The following is an 18,937-nucleotide window of genomic DNA, read 5'->3' as shown; positions in this document are numbered from 1 at the left end:
ACTAGGAATCTACTCACGACAAGGACGCTACTGAAACTAACACCCGAGACACCGAATTCTCGGGTAGTAGATTCTGAATCACGCTCCTTCGTCGCTGTTCAGAAAGACGAATTTCAGCCATAGTACTCGGTAATCCTTATTCCCAAACAACCAACACCCAAATTTACGTTTATCACTGAACTTACCGAATCCCCCCTAGAGCCTAGGATCCTAGCAATCTAGGACCTCACTTCCTGCCTCTAAAAATAATTTTGTTTACTTTCACAAGTTGTTATTAAAAGGCGCCTAGAATTAAGTTATTATTCAACGCATTGTAAACATCAGGAATTGGGAGGAACGAATGGCAGAGCAAATAGAATTCGATCAAGCTCACCAAGCCCTCCAAGAAGTCACAGAAGCGTTGGAAAACGGACGCTTCGTCCATGTTCGCCGTCAACTCCAGGACATGGAACCTGAGGATATCGCTCACCTTTTAGAAGCAGCACCCCGTAAAAGCCGTGAAGTGCTTTGGCAACTGACCGACCCCGAAGATTACGGTGAAATTCTTGACGAACTCAACGAAGACGTCAAAGACAGTCTTGTGTCCAAAATGGCCCCTGAAGCGCTTGCTGAAGCAACAGAAGGCATGGATACCGATGACGTCGCTTACGTATTGCGTAGTTTGCCTGATAACCTTTCACGCGAAGTCCTTTCCCAAATGGATTCAGCAGATCGTCTTCGTGTTGAAACCGCACTATCCTACCCAGAAGATACCGCTGGTGGGCTGATGAACACTGACGTCATCACCATTCGTGGTGACGTGGACGTGGATGTGGTTTTACGCTATCTGCGTATGAAAGGCGAATTACCTGAAGCAACAGATGCTCTGTATGTTATTGATGAAGAAAGTAAACTGATTGGTGAATTGCCGATCACCATACTGATCACGACCCAACCCGACGTCAAAATTGTCGACATTATGGAAGACGCTGACGAAGCCATCACAGTGGATACCAGTGATTCCGATGTTGCGAGCCTGTTCGAACGTCGTAACTGGGTGTCCGCTCCGGTCGTCGATGAGAATCAACATCTGGTTGGTCGTATTACTATCGATGACGTGGTTGATGTTATCCGGGAAGATGCGGAGCACTCCATGATGAGTATGGCGGGTATGGATGACGATGAAGATACCTTTGCACCTGTCGTAAAATCTGCGCGCAAACGTAGTATTTGGTTAGGTGCGAATGTCTTAGCAGCACTCGCTGCAGCTTCAGTTTCTAACATGTTTGAAGCCACACTGGATCAAATGGCGGCAATAGCGGTCTTGATGACCATCGTACCATCCATGGGTGGTGTAGCCGGCAACCAGACAGTCGCACTGGTCATTCGTGGTCTTGCTCTTGGCCACATTGGTGACTCAAATAAGCGTGAACTACTGATGAAAGAAGCGGCGATCGGCTTGCTTAACGGCATCATGTGGGCGCTGATCATCGGTGGTATTGTCGTAGCCTGGAAAGGCAACTGGATGTTAGGTGGTATTATCTCTGCAGCGATGCTGACCAACTTGCTCGTTGCGGGTATCGCAGGGGTGAGCATTCCAATTCTGCTTAAAAAGATGAATATCGATCCAGCCTTGGCTGGTGGTATGGCGCTGACAACCGTCACCGATGTGATTGGTCTGTCGGTGTTCCTCGGACTTGCGACAATTATGATTTAAAAAAGGTCCTAGATCCTAGGTGGCTAGGTTCTAGGTGTGCTTGTGGTGAGCTCAGCGAGAAGAATGAGCTTGGTGTTTGTTGTTGGGAATACGGAGCGCTTCGGTCAAATTAGTCATCCTGAACAGCGACGAAGGAGCGTGATTCAGGATCTGCTATCCGTACCGTCGGTGTTTAAGATGTTAGTATCAAGAGCGCCCTTGTGGTGAGTAGATTCCTAGTCTCGCTTAAGCTCGCAGGAATGACGGAGCATTTATTCCATCATTTTTCTAGGACCTAGGATCCTATAACCTAGGTCCTTCTAATACTACTCACCCGCTACTTTCATCGTATCCAGCAAAATAGAGCCAGTCTGGATCTGAGAACGCGTTTCAACGTCACTACCCACGGCAACGATCTTATTGAACATCTCTTTTAAATTACCGGCAATGGTAATTTCAGATACTGGATACTGAATCTCGCCGTTTTCAACCCAGAAACCAGCTGCACCACGAGAATAATCCCCCGTTACGACATTCACACCTTGACCCATAACTTCAGTAACCAGCAGACCTGTGCCAAGCTCTCTGAGCATCTGCTCAAAGTTTTGACCAGTCGTTTTTACGTACCAGTTGTGAATACCACCTGCGTGGCCAGTTGGCTCCATTTTCATTTTACGTGCTGCGTAACTAGTTAGCAGGTAAGTAGCCAGCACACCATCGGTAATAATTTCACGATCTTGTGTGTAGACACCTTCACTGTCAAACGGGCTCGAAGCCAACCCGCGCATGACATGCGGACGCTCTGAAATATTGAACCACTCAGGCAGAACTTGCTTACCAAGGTGATCAAGAAGGAAAGAAGACTGACGATACAGGTTGCCACCACTTATCGCCATCACCAAATGGCCAATTAAACCTGTCGCCACATCAGCGGCGAACATAATTGGGTAGTGTCCCGTTTTCAGTCTCTGAGCATCCAAACGGTTGACGGTGTTTTCTGCAGCTTTACGTCCTACCGTTTCTGGCGTCCAGAGCTCATCACGATGACGTGCAACGGTGTAGCTGTAATCACGCTCCATTTCACCGTTCTTGCCGACACCAATCACACAGCAGCTGGTGCTGTGACGACTTGAGGCGTAGCTTGCCAGTAAGCCATGACTGTTGCCGTAAACTTTCACGCCATAATGGCTATCGTAACTTGCGCCATCACTTTGTTTGATTGCGCTGTCGTAGCTCAGTGCTTCCTTTTCTGCCGCAATCGCGACTTCTGCTGCGTAGTCCGGATCAGGAGCGTCAGGGTGGAACAAGTCCAGCTCTGGTATCGAGTCAACCATGTACTCTTTTGCGGCTGGCCCTGCGAACGGGTCTTCGGATGTGTAATGAGCAATATCCAGCGCTGCAATGACCGTTTGCTCAATCGCAGCCTCACTCAGATCAGATGTGGACGCACTGCCCTTACGCTGACCGCGGTAAACGGTAATGCCAAGAGCGCCATCGCTATTGAATTCGACATTTTCTACGTCCCCCATGCGGGTAGAAACACTTAAACCAGTGCTTTTAGTAATTGCGACTTCTGCGGCATCAGACTTAGTCGATGCTAGCTTTAGCGCTTTTGCGACGGCCAGTTCTAGCTCGGTACGTTGCTCGGCAACCTGCTGTTTAATATCCATTGTCTTTCACATCTTGTCTTTGATGCTCAATAGAATAACAAGAATTTCGCTTTCTCCCCACGATTCTTGTTAAAATAGTCATAATATTAATCAAAACACAGGCAACTGAAATGGCACGTAAGAATCAAAAAGCGCCATGGGAACCAGAAGAAGAGATCATCTGGGTAAGTAAATCCGAGATGAAACGAGATATGGAAGCTCTGCAAAAACTAGGCGAAGAGCTTGTAGGCTTAAAGCCTGCCGTTCTGGAAAAGTTTCCATTGAGCGAAGACCTGCGAGAAGCAATTGCTGATGCACAACGCTTTAAAAATGAAGCGCGTCGTCGCCAATTGCAGCGTATCGGTAAGTTGATGCGCTACGAAGACCCAGAACCAATCCAGGCGGCACTGGATAAAATTCGTAACAAGCACTCTCAATTGACGGCCGTGTTTCACAAGCTAGAAGCATTGCGTGATCGTGTCGTTGAAGAAGGCGATAAAGCCATTGATGACGTGATGGAGCTGTACCCTGAAGCCGATCGACAACGTCTACGCCAGCTTGCTCGTCAGGCAGCAAAAGAGAAAAAAGCCGGTAAGCCAGCGAAAGCGTACCGCGAAATTTTCCAGATACTTAAAGGTCTTAACGAAGAAGAATATTAATTCGTTGAAAAATAAGCCCGTAAAAGCAGACGACTTCGTCTGCTTTTTTATTGCGACAATGATGCTTAAACAACGCGGTTTACGTTTTCTCCGCGTTCGAATGCATTAATATTTTCAATTAAGATGTCAGCTAAACGCTGGATAGAAGAGTCGCTACCCCATGCGACATGAGGCGTCAGCAGCAAGTTTGGCATCGCCATATTCGCGATCAAAGGGTTGCTTTCGTCAGCCGGTTCCTGAGTAAAGACATCAAAGCCCGCACCTGAAATTTCACCATTCTTTAGTGCATCCACCGTGGCCTGCTCATCAACCAAACCACCACGCCCGGTATTAATCAGAATAGCCGTTGGCTTCATTCGCTTTAACTCAGCTTCAGCAATCAGATTTCGCGTATGCTCATTCAAAGGACAATGCAATGTGATAGCATCTGCTTGCTCGAGAACCTCTTCGAACAGCACATAACCTTCTCGACACTCAGTCGCACCTTTTCGTTCAGCAAACAAGACTTTCATTCCCAAAGCTTGCGCCAATTTTGCGGTTGACTCTCCCAGAGCACCACTTCCAATCACACCTAATGTGCTTCCACTGATATCGCCGATAGGGTGAGTGAAAAAGCAGAACTGCTTATCGCGCTGCCATTCACCCGCCGCGATATCTTGATGATAGCCAAATAGATTGCGACGTAAGGCAAACAGCATAGCTATCACGTGTTCCGGTACTGAGCGTGTCGCATAACCCTGAACATTAGTAACCGCAATATTATGGTTTGCACAGTAATCCACATCGACGTTATTGAAACCAGTCGCGGCCACCGCCACCATGCGTAACTTAGGTAGCTGAGAGAGAGCCTGCTGATCAAGAATGACTTTATTGCTGATAACAATATCTGCATCAACAAGTCGCTCAATGACTTGCTCTGGTGAAGTAAGACCGTACTCCTCCCACTGATGCTCAAAGCTAGGACGCGGTACTTTAATATGGGCAGGGATAGTAGCTCGATCTAAAAAGACGACTTTAGGCAATGACATAACGGCTCCTTGTTCACTGCCTTAGAAGAAGTTTATGGATGTGGCAGTGTTTTGTAATCAGGTAATTTACGCTCTGGAGCAAAATAGTCAAAGATCATCGCCTCAGCTTCCGGGTAAAAATCACACGGAACAAAAACACGACTCAGCAACTCGGTTTGGGGATGATAAAAACTCAGCTCAGCCGCATGCAGTTCTAAACGCTCAGAAAATGCATATGCTTCTTCGGTTGCGTAAAATTCATCGCCTACAATGGGATGCCCTATCGCTTGCATGTGAACACGTAGTTGATGAGATCGTCCCGTGATAGGCAGTAGACGTACGATTGTCGTCTTAACACCGTTTTCGTGCTCTTCAAATTTAGCCACCTGGAATTGCGTTTTGGATGGTTTGCCATCTTCAAAGCAGACTTTCTGCAATGGGCGATTCGGCCAATCACAGATCAGTGGCAAATCAACCTCACCCTCCTGCTGTTCAACATGTCCCCAAACACGAGCGTAGTAAATTTTGTGGGTTAAACGATACTGAAACTGTTTCTTTAACGCACTTTCCGCCGGTTTATTTTTCGCTAATACCATTAAACCCGAAGTGGACATGTCTAGGCGATGTACCACTTGAATGTCCGGGTACTGCTCATTGAGCCGACTCCACATACTATCGTAATGCTCAGCGAGTCTTCCGGGCACCGACAATAGCCCCGATGGCTTGTTAACCGCCAGAATCTCTTCATCTTCAAAAACTATATCAATCCAAGGATCGGTTGGAGGCGTGTATTCAAGCATGGCCATCAGCGGAATCTCTGCAAAATAAAAACGCCGCGATTATAACGAGGACGGTTAAAAAACGCATTTTATTTGAAACCATAACCTTACAAAACGAAAGGGCATGTAATGTCAACAGCTGCATTAAAAACAAAAAAAACGGGAATGTAAATATAGTTTGACAAGGTGAGTAATAACTTTATAGAGTGCTAGAGAAGGCCTGCTACCCCTGACGTTTCACATCGTTGAAGCTTCAATATTAGACATACAAAAAATAAATACATTCAGGTTCAAACACATCATTAAAACATTACCACTGCGCTTATTTGTCATTAATTCTCCGTTCACCCGAATCGAATTAATACAGTAAAGCGCTCACCCAAGTTCACTTGGGAACAAATAAAATAACAAGGACACGAAGCATGGACTCCGCCATAACACCACCACCCCAATCCAAAATATCCTTATTTTTTCGTTCGCTAGGTCCGGGAATCCTTATGGCTTCTGCGGCTGTCGGAGGCTCTCACCTCGTCGCATCGACAAAAGCGGGGGCTATCTATGGATGGCAACTTGCTGCACTTATTCTGCTGGTCAACTTTTTTAAGTACCCTTTTTTCCGTGCAGGCGTGCAGTACACCATGGGCACAGGTAAAACATTGGTTGAAGGCTACGCAGAAATGGGCCGCCCTTACCTATGGGCGTTTCTATTCTTAAGCGCGGTTTCAGCCGTGATTAATACCGCCGCACTGTTGATGTTCAGTGCAAGCTTACTGGGCTATTTCATTCCATTTTCGTTATCCATGGCGTCGCTAAGTATCATCGTGATCGCGACCTGTCTGCTCATTCTTTTCGCGGGCCACTACAAAGCGTTGGACACGTTATCTAAAGTAATCATGTCCGTGCTGACTATTTCGACTCTGATTGCGGTTGCAATTGCATTTGGTAACCCGGTTGAACAAGTGGCGAACTTTGAATCACCGTCCGTTTGGTCGATTGCCGCGATTGGCTTTATTGTTGTGACGATGGGCTGGATGCCAGCACCTATCGAGATTTCGTGCTTAACCTCAGCATGGTTGAAACGCCAATCCAGTGAGCAAGAAGTAACACACCGCTCTGCTTTGTTTGACTTCAACGTCGGCTACATTGGTACTGCGATTCTTGCCATCGTCTTTTTGTCATTGGGATCACTGATGCTACATGGTTCTGGTGTTGAGTTGAAAAGTTCTGGCGTAGGTTTCTCCCACCAGCTTGTTGGCTTGTATGCGTCAACGATTGGTGAGTGGTCTCGTTACCTAATCGCGGTTATTGCGTTTTTCTGTATCTTCGGTAGTACGATCACGGTTATTGATGGCTACTCGCGCGTTATTTCAGACTCTCAGCGCCTATTGCGCTCACAGCCGGACACCAATCCAAAAACAACCTCAGCTATTATGCTGTTCGTTTCTTTGCTTGCGCTGGGTATTGTGATCTTCTGGGCTTCAGCGCTATTGCCAATGTTGAACTTTGCGATGATTCTGGCGTTTATGACCACACCATTCTTTGCGCTACTAAACTACAGATTAGTGAGTAAGACAGATCTGCCGAAAGCTTTAGCCGTTGGGCGCAAACTGAAGTGGCTATCGATGGCTGGTTTGATTTACCTGTTCGGCTTCCTGGCCGTGTTTATCTGGTGGAAGTGGTTGATGTAATTTGCCGTCCAATTAAATTTTTGATAAAGAAAAGGCCTTCAATTGAAGGCCTTTATTATTCGGTTTAATAACTGATGATTAATTGTGGCTGACCACGATCAGACGCAGCGAATCCAACTGGACTTGAGCTTGGTTAATGTACCCTGTCAGCTCTTTAATCTGCCCTTCAATCGTTTCTATTTCTTCATCACGAATATTCGGGTTGACCGCTTTCAGCGCCTGTAAACGCTCAAGTTCTGCATTCAAGCTATGCTGCATGTCTTGCTGAGCCTGCTTGCGCACTTCTTCCACTTTCTGCTCAACCAGTTCATCGCCCGATTCTATCAAACGGTGGACGTCTTTTTGTACTGACGTCACCAACTTGCTGCCCAGGTGGCGGTTTACCGGACTAAGTTGACGGTTGAAGCTTTCAAATTCAACTTGAGAAGATAAGTCATTACCGCGCGCATCCATCATTAGACGAATTGGTGTCTTCGGCAGGAAGCGAGCAATCCCGCTGCGTTTCGGAGCTTGGGCATCAACTGCGTAAACCAATTCAAGCAGAATCGTACCAACTGGCAGGGCTTTGTTTTTCAGCAACGAAACCGCAGACGTACCCACGCCTTCACTCATCAGCAAATCAATACCACCCTGAATCATTGGGTGCTCCCAGCTGATAAAGTGCATATCTTCACGCGACAGCGCAGTTTCACGATCGAAGGTAATGGTCGCACCTTCATAAGGCAGTCCCGGGTAGCTCGGTACCATCATGTGTTCAGATGGCGTCACAACCAATGCGTTTTCACCTTTGTCATCCTGGTTCAGACCAATCGTATCGAATAGCGATAGAGCAAAGGTCACCAGGTTGGTATCACCATCCGTTGAAGAGATTTTCTCCACGATTTGCTGCGCTTTCTCGCCGCCGTTAGAGTGCATTTCGAGCAGACGATCACGACCTTGTTCCAATTGAGACTTCAGCTGTTTGTTCATTTTCGCTGATTCTTCAATGATGTCGTCCAGCTCACTGGTATCACCAGATGCCAGAATCTCAATCAAGGCATCCGAGTACTTATCGTAAACGGCGCGGCCAGTCGGACAGGTTTCAGCAAACGCATTCAAACCTTCGTCGAACCAACGAGCCAGAATCGCTTGCGATGTGCCTTTCAGATAAGGGACATGGATGTCGATATCGCGATTTTGCCCGATACGGTCCAAACGACCAATACGCTGCTCAAGCAAGTCTGGGTTGAACGGCAGATCAAACATCACTAACTGGTTAGCAAACTGGAAGTTACGACCCTCTGAGCCAATCTCACTACAGATAAGAACCTGAGCGCCGCCCTCTTCTTGCGCGAAGTAAGCTGCAGCTTTGTCACGCTCTAGAATTGACATGCCTTCGTGGAACACGGTCGCTCGGATACCTTCACGTTCACGCAATGCCTGCTCCAGCTGCAAAGCCGTACTTGCACGAGATGCGATAACCAGGATCTTCTCGCTGCGTTTTTCTGTCACTTTTTCCAGCAACCAGTTCACACGCGAGTCAAACTGCCACCAGCTTGATTCATCACCTTCAAACTCCTGGAAGATCTCTTCAGGGTAAAGGTTTTTCATCGCACGAGCTTCCGAACTCATCTTGCCACCAATCATGCCAGCGACACGCATTGAGGTCGTATATTGCTGTGGAATATCCATCGGCATCAGGTACACGTTACGTGCAGGGAAGCCTTTAATCGCTGCACGAGTGTTACGGAACAGAACTCGTCCAGTACCGTGACGATCCATCAGGTTGTCGATCAGTTCCTGACGTGCCGACGCTTTGTCCTCTTCATCACTGTTGCTTTCGATAATGCGGAAGAGCGGTTCAACATCCTGCTCAGATAACAATTCAGTGATTTGGTTTTTGGCGTCGTTTGGTAGTTTTTCACCAGTAAACAGAGAAGTAATCGCGTCAGCGACTGGGGCGTATTGCTCTTCTTCCTCAACAAACGCTTCATAATCATAGAAACGATCAGGGTCAAGCAGGCGCAGACGAGCAAAGTGGCTTTCACGGCCTAATTGCTCAGGTGTTGCCGTCAGTAGCAATACGCCAGGTGTGCGTTCTGCCAAACCTTCGACGACTTGGTATTCACGGCTTGGTTTGTCCTGACTCCACTCAAGGTGGTGCGCTTCATCGACAACCAGCAGATCCCATTCTCCCTCCAGAGCTTGTTCAAAGCGCTTGCGGCTCTTACGCAGGAAATCCAGTGAACAAAGTACGTACTGTTGAGTATCAAACGGGTTCTCTGCATCAGCGAACGCTTCAATACAACGCTCTTCATCAAAGATTGAGAAATGCAGATTGAAACGACGCATCATCTCTACCAGCCATTGATGTTGCAGTGTTTCCGGCACCACGATCAAAATGCGCTCTGCACGACCAGACAAGACTTGCTGATGAATGATCATGCCCGCTTCGATGGTTTTACCTAAACCAACTTCATCCGCCAGTAAAACACGAGGAGCATGGCGGCGACCGACTTCATGCGCAATGTAAAGCTGATGAGGAATCAGACCTGCGCGCATACCGCAAAGACCACGCATTGGGCTCTTATGTTGTTCAAACTGATTGGTGAGTGCACGGTAACGCAGAACGAAGTTGTCCATACGGTCGATTTGACCTGCATACAACTTATCTTGAGGTTTGTTGAAGCGAATTTGGTTGCTGAGGAAAATCTCACGCAGTACTACCGCGGTTTCTTGTGTGTCTTCACGAGTACCGAAGTAGGTGTAGAGACCTTCATCTTCCAGCACCTCTTCAACTTTCAGAGACCAACCTTCCTGGCAATCGATAACATCACCAACGTTAAACGTCACTCGGGTAACAGGTGCATCATTGCGTGCGTAAACTCGGTTTTCTTCTGATGCTGCAAACATCAACGTCACAGTACGAGCATCCATCGCAACAACCGTACCTAAACCTAAATCGCTTTCCGTATCACTAATCCAGCGCTGCCCCAAAGCAAATGTCATGAATTGACTACCTCGTTATTAATTCTTGATTCGTATTTCTTGTCGGTCTACTCATGCCCTCAGGCATGGATAATAGTTTAGATCTGATTCTGGCTTCTGCTATGCCAATCGAACTTGTCATGCCACTTTTGGCTGAACAGATTTAAGTCAGCGCAACATGATAATTCGGCAGTAGCCTATGCGCAGAAAAAGGTCGCTAATATTACTGTAAGCTGTGATTTAGGTCACGCCGAAACCGCACCAGGTGGGAACTTTTTTTCGCAAATGACCGCTGCAATCAAATTGTAAAAAAACCATGTCAATTATTGTATTGCTACGAGCAATTATTACGTATACTTTTGATTAGGAGCGCTTAAATTCATTGCATATACCCTGCATGTAAATTAAGCGCATAGGTACACGATTAGGATCAACACGGGTTTGCATACGTTGTCTTGCTACTCAGTTGCACACTAACCGACGATAGCCCGACAACCTCTATTGCAAGCAATCAGAGTTAGGTCACTTCACCCTTTCAGTGGCTTAACAACTCGCAAAGCAAAGCCGCATTTAGGCAAGGAGACGCTATGGGCGATACCGATCGGAAACTTTTTGTACTTGATACCAATATCCTTCTTCACGAACCCTTCGCTATATTCTCTTTCAAAGAACATGATGTCGTCATACCCATGACAGTCCTGGAAGAACTCGACCGGATTAAAGACAGCAAACGTGATGTTGCACGAGATGCTCGTGTTGCAATTCGCGCTTTGGAAGACATGTTTAAAGATGCCACGCCAGATGAAATTTCAGAGGGCATTCCGGTATCCAAAGACAGCCCAGAACAAGGTTCTATTTCCATTTTGGCGGACTTCGAATTGCAGGAAACCGTCAAAGCTTTCGCCGACAAAGCCGGTGACAATCGCATCCTCAACGCGGTGCTTTATCTGCAAAACAAACGTTCACCACGTGAAGTGGTGTTAGTAACCAAAGACATCAACATGCGTCTTCGCGCCAAAGGAGCTGGCGTACGCTTTGTTGAAGATTACCGAACCGACCAACTGATTGACGATGTTCAATACCTCACCAAAGGCTTTCAGCTGCGTGAAGGTGATTTCTGGAGTGGCATTGAGGAAGTCGAAAGTTATGCACTGGGTGGAAAAACCTACCACAAGCTTAGCCGTGAACCATTTGACCCAACCTTCCTTAACCAATATGTGATTGATGAAGATAGCGACTTTGCAGCCCGTGTTGAAACCATCAATGACGATAAGCTCACTCTACTTGATCTCAGCCGTGAACGCATGATGCACCGCCGAGCCTGGGATATTACCCCGAAAAACATCTATCAAGCGATGGCGTTAGATTCTTTGCTCGACCCGGATATAGATTTGGTCATTCTCACCGGTGCTGCTGGTAGTGGTAAAACACTGTTAGCCATGGCAGCCGCACTGGAGCAGACCATCGAGAAGAAGATGTTCGATAAGATCATCGTAACGCGGAACACGCCGGATATTGGTGAGTCGATCGGTTTCCTACCTGGCTCGGAAGAGGAAAAAATGATGCCGTGGCTGGCAGCCGTAACCGATACGTTGGAAGCGCTGCATAAGCACGACCACTGCACGGAAGGCTCACTGAAGTACATTTGCGACAAAGCCAACATTCAGTTTAAATCGATCAACTTTATGCGCGGCCGTTCGATTCAAAATGCATTCGTACTGCTTGATGAGTGTCAGAACTTAACCGCTTCACAAATTAAGACCATCATCACCCGATGCGGGGAAGGCACCAAGATCGTCTGTTCCGGTAACTTGGCTCAGATCGATTCCCATTACCTAACACCAGTAACATCTGGTTTGACTTACATGGTTGAACGCTTCAAGAACTTTGAAGGCAGTGCGAACATCCACCTTAACGGTGTGGTTCGTAGCCGTCTGGCAGAGTTTGCGGAAGAGAATCTATAAATCGAAGAACCTAGGATCTAGGTGACTAGGTCCTAGGATTGATCGTTGGGAACTTAATGCTCTGAAATAGAGATTACGGAGCACTATTGTTTCAAGAGCGTCATCCTGAACAGCGACGAAGGAGCGTGATTCAGGATCTGCTGTCCAAGAATGTCGGAGTCAAAGGTGTCCATTTTGGCTTCGTCTTGGCGGTAAGTAGATTCCTAGTCTCGCTTAGACTCGCTGGAATGACGACATAACATACCGAATACAAAAATAATATAATCAGTATTCCATTGCCTGTAATCTGTAATCCCAACAAGCCCATCTAGGACCTATAACCTAGGATCCTAGAACCTTATAAACCTAGAACCTTATTTATTCCGTACCACCAACTGTCAGCGAGTCGAGTTTCAATGTTGGCTGACCCACGCCGACAGGCACACTTTGTCCTGCTTTACCACACACACCCACACCTTTGTCGATGCTCAGATCGTTACCAACCATCGAGACTTGCTGCATGGCTTCTATGCCAGAGCCAATCAGCGTCGCGCCTTTCACCGGGCGAGTAATTTTACCATTTTCAATTAAGTAGGCTTCAGACGCAGAGAACACAAACTTACCTGACGTAATGTCTACCTGACCGCCACCAAAGTTTGGTGCGTACAGACCTTTCTCCACCGTAGAGATAATCTCTTCCGGTGTATGTTCACCCGGCAGCATGTAAGTATTGGTCATACGTGGCATTGGTAAGTGCGCGTAGGACTCACGGCGACCGTTACCAGTTGGGTTTACTCCCATCAAGCGCGCGTTAAGCTTGTCTTGCATATAGCCTTTCAATACACCGTCTTCGATCAGCGTATTGTATTGACCTTTCACACCTTCATCATCGACGTTCAAAGAACCACGTAAGTCTTTCAATGTGCCATCGTCAACAATAGTACAAAGTGATGAAGTCACTTTCTGACCCATTTTGCCAGAGAAAACAGACGACTCTTTACGGTTAAAGTCACCTTCTAAGCCGTGCCCTACCGCTTCGTGCAGTAATACGCCCGGCCAGCCAGAACCAAGTACCACGGGCATCATACCAGCCGGTGCGGCTTCGGCTTCTAAGTTAACTAAAGCCATGCGAATCGCTTCATCAGCGTAGTGGAACGCTTGCTTCACGCCATCCGTTTCAGAAAGGAAGAAATCATAGCCAAAACGACCGCCACCGCCCGCACTGCCACGCTCACGGCGTTCACCTTTCTGAGCTAAAACGCTGATAGACAGACGCACTAACGGGCGAATATCACCCGCGTAAGTCCCGTCAGTCGCCGCAACTAGCATTTGTTCATGCACACCACTAATGCTGATAGAGACTTCTTTAATCAACGGCTCTTTCGTGCGGATGTACGCATCAAGCGATTTTAGCAGTTCGGTTTTTTGCTGCTTTTCCCAACCAGCCAATGGGTTAACCGCTTCATAGTAAGCTTGGTTATCGGTGCGTTTAAATGCCTGCACCTTGCCGTTTTGTCCTTGCTGGGCAATACCTCGCGCCGCAATAGCACTTTGTTTGAGGCCTTCCGGATTAATTTGGTCTGAGTATGCGAAACCCGTTTTCTCGCCGGTGACAGCACGAACGCCAACACCACAATCGATATTAAAAGAGCCATCTTTGATGATGCTGTCTTCCAGAACCAGAGACTCATGCCAGCTGGACTGAAAGTAAATGTCCGCATAATCGATCTGGCGCGTGGCAATACTCGCTAGTGTGTCAGCAATGTCTTGCTCTGTCAGACCATTTGGGGCAATGAGTGCCTGTTCTATTTGGTTTGTGCTCATAGTTAGCTCTTTTATTTCCGTCTCAATTCATTTTGAAAGCGACTGTGTTGAGTCAGCGGCATATTCTGCCTTACTTGCTGGGCTTGTGACAAATCTATCTCAGCCACCAACAAACCGACTTGGTCTTGAAATTGTTTGTGAATGCGTCCCCAAGGGTCAATAACCATCGAGTGACCCCACGTTTTTCGTCCGCAAGGATGGGTACCGGTTTGATTACTGGCAAGAATCCAGCACTGAGTTTCTATTGCTCTGGCACGTAATAGTATCTCCCAGTGCGCTTCGCCTGTTACAGCGGTAAACGCAGCGGGGACGACAATTATATCCGCGCCAGCTAAACGTAGCTCTTTGTATAATTCAGGAAAACGTATGTCATAGCAAATACTCAATCCAACACTACCAAGATCCGTTTCTGCGACAACAATTTGATTGCCAGCCGTAAAGGTATCGGATTCTCGGTAGCTGCCGTGGCCGTCTGCGACTTCGACGTCAAACATATGCAGTTTGTCATAGTGAGCAATGCACTTACCATGTGGCGGCAACACAATACTTGTCGTCGTCACACCTTTGGCTGTTTGAATCGGCATACTGCCAACAATAAGCGTCAGCTGATTATGTTTAGCAATCTCAGCTAAACGTTGCTGTATCGCACCACTTCCGAGCGGCTCAGCGTGTTGATGGTAATCTTCTCGGCTGGAAAACAGCACAGAGTTTTCAGGGGTTAAAACCAGCTTCACCCCCTGCTCGGCGGCCAAGACACACTGCTTTTCAATAAAGGCCAGATTCGCTTCGATATCTGGGCCAGACGTCATTTGAATGATGCCAACACGTTCCATGTGTTTCCTTCCTTAAAACTGAGGTTATTTACTTCGCCTGCTCGCGCAGCTTTTCTGGCAGCTTATATTCACCCTTACTACGTGATATTTCTTTAACCGTCGGTGACTCAAGCGGCCCTTTGACTTCATAGTTCACTTGAGTAAACACCTCCACCACAGGAGAAATCACCGTCGAGATTGCCAGCACATATAAAGCGGTTTGTGGTGCAACTGCGAACGCCGTCAACATAGGTAAACCAGAGGTGATATCAGGTGTAAATTTCACTTCTGCATCCACCATTCTTTTCGTGACGTCAGCCATTCCACGAATCTGCATCTCCCCGGCGAGTGCATCCATAACGATATCATTAGTGACAAATACGCCATCCTGAATCTTGCCCGACCCGGTAATCGAATTGAACGCCATCCCTTTATCAAACACGTCGGTAAAGTCGAGCTGCATCTTACGAATAATAGAGTCCAGGCTGAATAATCCAAGCAGACGAGCAGCACCACTGACTTCACTGATGACGCCTTTGCCAAACTTGGTCGATACGTCACCTTGTAGGGTTTGAGTCTTCATCGACCAAGGCGCACCATCCCACTCCATATTGGCATTCAGTTCGAATGGAGCCTGCTGTATCCCTGAAGTGATGCCGAAGCGCTCCATCAGATCGGTATTGTTGTCGCCCTTAACTTTCATAGTCAGGTTAGAATGACTGCGCTCATCGGTCAGTTCCCACCAGCCACTCATATCGATACTGTTTTTTCCACTGCTAAAGGCAAGCTTTTTCCACTCCAGTCGATCATCACGGCGCAGCATGTCAACATCCACCTTGCCCACCTTATACCCTTGTAACCAAAAATCATTAATCTTCAGTTTTAAGTTTGGCATTTCGTCGTGAAACTGGCGGTCAAATTTGGTAATTAACGGCGCATTTTGATCTTCCCTGGCAAAGATGGAGCTTCGCTCTTTCTCAAGCTCATCAAAGCCCGGTACGTACAAATGCAGATGATCCAAGGATACCGACAAATCATTCGGTTTCAGGTAATCAGCCTTTCCTTTCAACTCCTGACTATTCACCTGCATGTGCCAGCTTGAGCTCTTTTTACTGGCATTAACATCAACATCATGGAATTCAATCTTACCGAGCGTTAAGCTCTGAGCCTCAATATCTACCCGAGTTGGCAATGGAATGCTCGGCGTCTTCATACTGGATAGCACTGACGGTGCGCTACTGGACGGGACGCTTAGCAGCTCTAACCACTTATCCAAATCAAGCTCATCAAGACGTATTGACGCATCATGTCCAACGACTGGGCTCATTTTGAAACCACCTTGCCCAACCGTTAAGTTGGTCGCGGTTAACAGCGGTACCTCACCAGTAATATCTATCTCCGTCTGGTATTTTGCGTTGGGAACCTCCAGACGAGCAGAAATATTTTCCTGGTTTCCGGATGCCTGCAGTTTCGCCTGACCAGACTCACCCGCTTGTTTTGCCAGCGGATACGGATACTCGCTAATCACTCGATTGAGTTGCGCTAAGACGTCAACTTGATAGGTAAAGCCGACATCATTGAGCTGTAAGTCGATATCCATTTGCCATGGTGCGTGGCCAGAGACTAAGTTCAGCCATCGCTCCCCGACATAGGGTTTCAGCGGTTCAACGTCCCAGTCGCCCAGTATATTGATGGTCACATCGTAGCCCTGTTGCGAGCTTTCGCCACGAAAATCAAGCGAGATAGGTTGTGTTAACAATTCTGCGGCAAGACCAGAAGTCGTGACGACATCGTTATCAAAATGAATACGTCCGGTCGCGTTCTCTAAGGTCATTGGCGGCGCATCAATATCAACACGATTGTCTTTAAGGTCCGCATAGCCCCAGGCTCTTGGTTGATTCTCTTTATTAAAAGGAATATTGAGCTGGAACTCGGAGTAAACCGGGCCACTAACTTGCAAAGCGGTCAACGCTGCGCCAACCGAGTCCACTAAAGGCGTCGCCATCATGTAGTCACGAACTTCGTTCCCCGGTGCGCTAGCTTTTGCTTCAATTTCAATATGACCGCCAGGAGCCAGCCTCGGAATGCGGCCAGTAATGCGCTCAGCAGCTACACCATTGAGTGTCGCCGATTTTGAGTCCAGATGCATGGCATCGTTTTCGAATAATAAATCCAACTGCATATTGGTGATGGGCGGCCAGGCAGTATCAAAGCTGAATTTTGCATCCTTGAGACCGACCCATGCCTGAAACATACCGTTGTGATGGTTATAAGGGAAATCGCCAAGTTCACCATACCAAAGTAACTTGGCAGTATTGACTTTACCGCCTTGGATCGCGGTAGAGAGGTAATCCGTGAGGTTTTGCCCTAACGCTAAAGTTGGTAAGTAACGCCAGGTTTCGCCAGCATTGTACAGATCCGCCTCGGCGTAGAATGACAGGAATGGACTTTGGTCTTTCGGGAAATCTAAGCGAAAAGCCCCCAAAACCTGTAAATCGGGAGTTGCAGCCGTGACTTTATCTGCCCACAAGCGCCAACCTTGTTCATCTTGTTGCCAGACGATATCGACTTCGCCTTGCTTAATGTTCAGCGGGGCCTGAAACACATCACCATAAGGGAAAACATCATCAATCACCGTGACATTGGCTTTGGCCTGATTAATGTTACCCGACACGCTTCCCTGAACATGCTGGAACCCCGGCAACAACTGCCACTGCGTTAAACCCAACTCATCGAGCTCAGCGGAATAGCGGAGCGTCTCTAATCCACCATTCATCGATAGACGAATATCTTCCAGTCGTCCTTTGGGCGCTATTTGATTAATAAATTTACTGGTCGACTCAGATTCTGGTGCGAGCTTTATCAGTGGTGTGACAGATTCAATGTCGATTTCGGAGAGGTTGAGCATCCACCCGGAAGGCTGCCAGTCAAATGCAACGTCTAACTCTGGCCATAGTTTTTCATCGGTACGGATTTGAAGTGAGTGACCATTTACTTTCCACCCATCTTTATCCGGCAGCAGCTTAAAGGTGCCAGATTCAATAAATAGCTCATGGCTGCCATTTTCGTTCCAGACTAACTCCGACGGCTGTAACTCCACATAGGCATAATTGGGCTGACTGTGTTTAAGGGTCAGCCAGGTATTCAGGCTGACTTTACCGGACTCTACACCGGATTCTGCCTGCATATAGGTAGTCAGCCAAGGCGCAACCGAGACATCCTGAGCACTGACATAAAACTCACCCGATACATCACGCAAAGAGCCATGATCTTTAAAGTTAGCACTTACCAACAAGGAATTAATCTTGGCATCAGCGATACTTACCGTTCCTTCCGCGAGGTGGCGCTTACCCTGATTACTCCAACGGAGTCTTTCGATATCCAGTCGTCTCGTTTCACCGGAAACGGATTTATACCAGATACGCGAATCCGTGACAGTGAAGTCTTCAAACTGACGTAGTAAAAGTGAATCTAATTGGTCTATTAGCTTCACTTCACTTTTTTCAGATGTCGCCACAGGCATTTGGCTTTCAGCATTAGGCAGAAGACTGACGCTGCGAATATCCAGCGCTAAATTGTGAATGGTGAGATCCGCTACGACGGGTTTGAACTGGAGAAGCGACTGGATCAAATCAAATTCAATCTGAAGCTCATCAACGGCAAAGCGTGCTTCCTGGTTGTTCGGCAGGTTCGCTTCTAGACCAAGTAACGCAATTGAAGGGTGGCTGTTTCGCCAGGAGCCAGCAACGCTGGAGATAGAAAAGTCAAAACCTGTGCCTTGTTTGACCCAGGTTTTGATCTCATCTTGAAAGTGGTCGAGCTGTGGTAATGTGACACGCAGTGTCGTTACGACAATTGCGAGTAAAACCAAAATGGTGGCTAAACTCCACGCACAAAATCGTCCCAAACGGTTAAAACCAAAATTCACAAATGT

At 47.4% G+C, this 18,937-nt stretch carries 11 protein-coding genes; 4 read left to right on the top strand and 7 right to left on the bottom strand.

What is annotated here, in order from left to right; translation table 11 throughout:
* The first annotated feature begins 340 nt into the window (after positions 1-340).
* Entirely contained in the window at positions 341-1,696 is a 1,356-nt protein-coding gene (mgtE, locus tag RXX31_RS20350; protein WP_317591530.1) for a magnesium transporter, read from the top strand.
* A 305-nt stretch (positions 1,697-2,001) separates the two neighbouring features.
* On the opposite strand, the gene pmbA is transcribed toward mgtE, so the two are convergent.
* Complete coding sequence (gene pmbA / locus RXX31_RS20345) at positions 2,002-3,345, bottom strand: metalloprotease PmbA (RefSeq protein WP_317591529.1); 1,344 nt, start codon at positions 3,343-3,345, stop codon at positions 2,002-2,004.
* A 110-nt stretch (positions 3,346-3,455) separates the two neighbouring features.
* Between pmbA and yjgA the strand changes: the two genes are divergently transcribed.
* The gene (yjgA, locus tag RXX31_RS20340; RefSeq protein WP_317591528.1) at positions 3,456-3,983 is read left to right on the top strand and encodes a ribosome biogenesis factor YjgA; all 528 of its coding nucleotides are present in this window, start codon (positions 3,456-3,458) and stop codon (positions 3,981-3,983) included.
* Between the two features lie 65 nt (positions 3,984-4,048).
* Here the strand turns inward: yjgA and RXX31_RS20335 are convergent, their stop codons facing one another.
* Together RXX31_RS20335 and rluA are read right to left on the bottom strand one after the other, a co-directional pair.
* Positions 4,049-5,011 (bottom strand): D-2-hydroxyacid dehydrogenase, encoded by a 963-nt coding sequence (locus RXX31_RS20335; RefSeq protein WP_317591527.1) that lies wholly within the window; start codon positions 5,009-5,011, stop codon positions 4,049-4,051.
* Between the two features lie 32 nt (positions 5,012-5,043).
* Positions 5,044-5,796 carry a bifunctional tRNA pseudouridine(32) synthase/23S rRNA pseudouridine(746) synthase RluA gene (rluA, locus tag RXX31_RS20330; protein WP_317591526.1) on the bottom strand — a complete coding sequence of 251 codons (753 nt, stop codon included), beginning with the start codon at positions 5,794-5,796 and terminating at the stop codon, positions 5,044-5,046.
* A gap of 395 nt (positions 5,797-6,191) precedes the next feature.
* Here rluA and RXX31_RS20325 point away from each other — a divergent pair, with 395 nt between their 5' ends.
* A complete protein-coding gene (locus RXX31_RS20325) occupies positions 6,192-7,457 on the top strand; it encodes an NRAMP family divalent metal transporter (protein ID WP_317591525.1) in 1,266 nt (421 codons plus the stop codon).
* Between the two features lie 78 nt (positions 7,458-7,535).
* Here the strand turns inward: RXX31_RS20325 and rapA are convergent, their stop codons facing one another.
* Positions 7,536-10,445, bottom strand: a complete 2,910-nt coding sequence (rapA, locus tag RXX31_RS20320; RefSeq protein ID WP_317591524.1) for an RNA polymerase-associated protein RapA — start codon at positions 10,443-10,445, stop codon at positions 7,536-7,538.
* Positions 10,446-11,011: 566 nt separating this feature from the next.
* Between rapA and RXX31_RS20315 the strand changes: the two genes are divergently transcribed.
* Positions 11,012-12,388: a PhoH family protein gene (locus tag RXX31_RS20315; RefSeq protein WP_317591523.1), complete on the top strand. Its 1,377-nt coding sequence runs from the start codon at positions 11,012-11,014 to the stop codon at positions 12,386-12,388.
* Positions 12,389-12,745: 357 nt separating this feature from the next.
* Here the strand turns inward: RXX31_RS20315 and tldD are convergent, their stop codons facing one another.
* From tldD to RXX31_RS20300, 3 genes are read right to left on the bottom strand one after another with little or no spacing between them, the layout of a single operon-like run.
* The gene (gene tldD, locus RXX31_RS20310) at positions 12,746-14,191 is read right to left on the bottom strand and encodes a metalloprotease TldD (RefSeq protein WP_317591522.1); all 1,446 of its coding nucleotides are present in this window, start codon (positions 14,189-14,191) and stop codon (positions 12,746-12,748) included.
* 11 nt (positions 14,192-14,202) lie between these two features.
* Positions 14,203-15,024, bottom strand: coding sequence for a carbon-nitrogen hydrolase family protein (locus tag RXX31_RS20305; RefSeq protein WP_317591521.1), 822 nt, complete (start codon positions 15,022-15,024; stop codon positions 14,203-14,205).
* Between the two features lie 28 nt (positions 15,025-15,052).
* On the bottom strand, positions 15,053-18,931 hold the full coding sequence (locus RXX31_RS20300) for a YhdP family protein (protein WP_317591520.1): 3,879 nt from the start codon (positions 18,929-18,931) through the stop codon (positions 15,053-15,055).
* Positions 18,932-18,937 lie beyond the last annotated feature (6 nt).

The sequence above is a fragment of the Vibrio sp. EA2 genome (assembly GCF_033042495.1).
Taxonomy (GTDB): domain Bacteria; phylum Pseudomonadota; class Gammaproteobacteria; order Enterobacterales; family Vibrionaceae; genus Vibrio.
Note: the sequence above shows the minus strand (reverse complement) of the source record. Positions and strands in the feature narration are given on the sequence as shown.